At 37.7% G+C, this 3,795-nt stretch carries 4 protein-coding genes; all 4 read left to right on the top strand.

Annotation, left to right across the window (positions count from 1 at the left end):
- On the top strand, positions 1–755 hold a 755-nt coding region (locus Q0L68_RS17725), incomplete at its 5' end, for a hypothetical protein (protein WP_296705596.1).
- Positions 756–760: 5 nt separating this feature from the next.
- Positions 761–1,204, top strand: a complete 444-nt coding sequence (locus tag Q0L68_RS17720; RefSeq protein ID WP_296705595.1) for a nucleoside deaminase — start codon at positions 761–763, stop codon at positions 1,202–1,204.
- Positions 1,205–1,307: 103 nt separating this feature from the next.
- The gene (locus Q0L68_RS17715; RefSeq protein WP_296705594.1) at positions 1,308–1,913 is read left to right on the top strand and encodes a superoxide dismutase; all 606 of its coding nucleotides are present in this window, start codon (positions 1,308–1,310) and stop codon (positions 1,911–1,913) included.
- Positions 1,914–2,117: 204 nt separating this feature from the next.
- Positions 2,118–3,795 (top strand): outer membrane beta-barrel protein (locus Q0L68_RS17710; RefSeq protein WP_296705593.1); only part of this gene is annotated, 1,678 nt, incomplete at its 3' end.

Genomic DNA, 3,795 nt, shown 5'->3' with positions numbered 1-3,795 from the left:
AAAGCTTTGTTTTCTTACAATTGGCGGCTCCCATAGTCTTGTTGATCATGACAAGGATGAGAATGCCTGTTTCTACGACTTTCTTATTGCTCAACGTGTTTACGTATAGTGCTGGAACCATTGTTGATGTGATGAGAAAAAGCTTTGTAGGGTACTTATTGGCATTTGGAATTGCGATTGTCGTTTGGTTTCTACTGGAAAAATTTGTAGAAAACTACCTTAAAGGAAAACCTGCACCATATTGGATTTTTTTACAATGGATTACTTCGGGTACCCTCTGGGCGGTTTGGATTATGCAGGATGCTGCCAATATTGCTGTTTTCCTTCCTAGACAATTGAATGTTTATGAGTTTTCAGCCTATGCTGGCTTTGTATTCCTCGGACTTGGATTCTTATTTTATCTGAAAGGGGACAAAATCCAATCTATTGTAAATGAAAAATCGAATGTGACTGACGTAAGAGCAGCTACCATTGTAGATTTTGTCTATGCCATAATACTATTCTATTTTAAAATTCACAGCAAGGTTCCGATGAGTACTACCTGGGTATTCATAGGTTTATTAGGTGGACGTGAACTGGCAATTGCACTTGGCAAAGCAGGTAAACCCGAAAAACGCAGAGATTGGGTCTCCAGAGCCTATAAATTGGCAAGGAATGATGTAAGTAAAGCATTTATTGGATTATTAGTTTCCCTTCTGTTGGCTGTAATTATCAATGAAGGAATCCGAAATGAGATTTTAGAATTTTTCAAATAATTGATTTGGAGCTTTTTACCCACGATTATTTCATGAATGAAGCCTTTAAGCAGGCTAAAATCGCATTCGAAGAAGGAGAAATACCCGTAGGCGCAGTCATCGTGTGCAAAAATAGAGTGATTGCCAAAGGGTACAATCAAACAGAAAAACTTAATGATGTCACAGCCCATGCAGAAATGCTGGCTATTACATCCGCTGAAAATTATTTAGGCTCGAAATATCTGAATGATTGTAAACTATATGTAACCTTGGAGCCTTGTGTTATGTGTGCCGGAGCCCTATACTGGTCTCAAATAGCTGAAGTTCATTTTGCTGCACCCGATTTGAAAAGAGGTTTCAAGCAATGTAACCCCTCAATTTTGCACCCGAAAACAAAACTATTTCAAGGCCCAATGGTCTTAGAATCCGAGCAATTGCTCTTGGATTTTTTTAAAAAATTAAGAAAGTAAAAGGAATATAGATTTCAGGGAATTTTTTTTCTTTCCTGCTAGTTCCTTAGGCAGATTATTTGAATGATTTTAATTTTAATGTTTAACCTTAAATTTTAACAATATGGCTTTTGAACTCCCATCATTACCTTATGCATATGATGCATTAGAACCAAACATCGATGCAAGAACAATGGAAATCCATTACACAAAGCACCACAATGGATATGTGACGAACCTGAATAATGCTATTGCAGGAACTGATCTAGAAGGTAAATCACTGGAAGAATTATTAAAGATTGCTGGCTCTAATACTGCTGTTAGAAATAATGGAGGCGGTCACTTCAATCACTCACTTTTCTGGTCTATTCTTTCTCCCGATGGTGGAGGTGCTCCTACAGGTGAACTTGCGGATGCCATCAACGCGAAATTCGGCTCTTTCGAAGCTTTCAAAGAAACTTTCAATAAGGCAGCAGCTACCAGATTTGGTTCTGGCTGGGCTTGGTTATGCATCGATACCAAAAAGGAAATCTGTGTTTGTTCCTCACCAAATCAGGACAATCCTATGATGGATGTTGCAGAATGTCCAGGTACTCCGATTTTAGGATTGGATGTTTGGGAACATGCTTATTACCTAAACTACCAAAACAGAAGACCAGATTATATTACAGCATTTTGGAACGTGGTAAACTGGGATGAAGTAAGCAAGCGTTATGCTGCTGCGAAATAAGATTAAAAAGATAAAATTAGAGATCCTCAGCCTCCAAGCTGAGGATTTTTTTGTTTAAAAGTGGCCGAATTACTGCACGAAATTGATACAGTTTTATTTTTTGAAAAATAAAAACCCCCTCAAAATGCTTTTTTAGACCATTTTAAAGGATTGGCATTTTGTTTTCATTGGTTGGCATAGTCAACACATATTTATTTCATTGAAATGAAAACTACCAACTTACTTTTCTTAACACTCTTTACCTATCTATTGGGAATGAGTAATCTTGCTGCGAAAGATGTCAGCAAAATCTCAGGAAAAATTTTAGATCAAAATGGCCAAACTGTGCCATATGCTAACGTTGCGTTAATAGCAGTGCAGGATGGACACTTAGTAGATGGAGCGGTTTCAGATGAAGACGGTCTATTTCTGATAGAATCTACCAAAACTGAAAAAGTTAAACTCGTAATCTCTTCCATAGGATTCAAGCCTTTTGAATCCGAAGCATTCGATCTCAAACCAGGAATCATCAAAGAAATGGGAGAAGTGGTTGTCCAGGATGAAGCAACAGGATTAGAAGAAGTAACTGTACAGTCCACAAGACCCGAAATAATAATTGAGCCCGACAAAACTATCGTAAATGTGGAAGGGACAGTTATGGCCGAAGGAGCAACGGCTTTGGATGTGATTGGAAGATCTCCTGGGATTTATGTAGATCAAGATGGAATCATCAACTTGAATGGCCGAACCGGTGTTGTGGTAATGATTAATGACCGCCAAACCTATATGAGTGCCACTGATCTTGCTAACTTCCTAAGAGCGATGCCTGCGGATAATATCAAAAACATTGAAGTAATTAATAATCCATCGGCAAGATTTGATGCGGAAGGTTCTGCTGGAGTGATCAATATCAAACTTAAAAAGAATACTGTAGACGGAGTATTTGGTAATGTTCAGGCAGGAGGTCAATACAATGGTTTTTGGGCTCCTATTGCTGGGATTTCATTAAATGTGAAAAAAGGGAAGTGGTCCACTAATGCAGATTTAAATTATAATCATAATGCAAACCTAAATGAGCTGGATATTGAACGGAATTTTGAAGTGGAAGAGGGCGTGTCCAATTTCATGCAGGAATCAAGAATTAAACAAAGAGATAAGAATCTCTTTTTCAATGGCGCAGCTAATTATGAAATCAACAAGAATCATAACATTGGATTGAATATTCAGGCTTCAGATTTTGATAATACGACCACAAACCCCTCACTGACAGATATTACTACTCCGGGGATTGCCGAAACCACTTACTTGGATTCTTATAATGACTCAAGAGGAGGAGGAAACAGGTTCTTTGGAAACTTACATTATGGTGGTAATCTGGATACTCTAGGAACTAAACTTACATCCGATTTTGATTTTACCAGAATGAATTCCGGTAGCGAATCTTTGCTAAGTACTTCTACCTGGACAGGAGACGATCAATCGGATTTAGCAAGTGGGAAATTGAATACATTGAATGACATGTTTTACAATATCTTCACCGCAAAAGTTGATTTGGTAAAACCTTTATGGAAGGGTACACTTGAAACAGGTGTAAAAGGGTCTTGGGTAAAATCTGACAATAATCTTGACCTCTCCCGTTCTATTGAAGATGGTCCTTTTGAGCCTGATCCAAGCAGTAATCATTTCATTTATAATGAAAATGTTTTGGCAGGATACCTTTCTTATAAGGGAAAATTCTCTGAAAAGGTAAGTTACCAGGCAGGTCTTAGAGGGGAATATTCTGATATAAAAGGAAATTCAATCACATTGGATCAAATCAATACGCAAGAATATTTCAACCTTTTCCCAAGCGCATTTATCCAACATAAAGTGAGCGATAATTATCAGATAGTATATAACGCCA

The sequence above is a fragment of the Algoriphagus sp. genome (genome assembly GCF_024642405.1).
In the GTDB taxonomy this organism is placed as follows: Bacteria; Bacteroidota; Bacteroidia; order Cytophagales; family Cyclobacteriaceae; genus Algoriphagus.
This window is presented reverse-complemented; position numbering and strand designations above follow the sequence as displayed.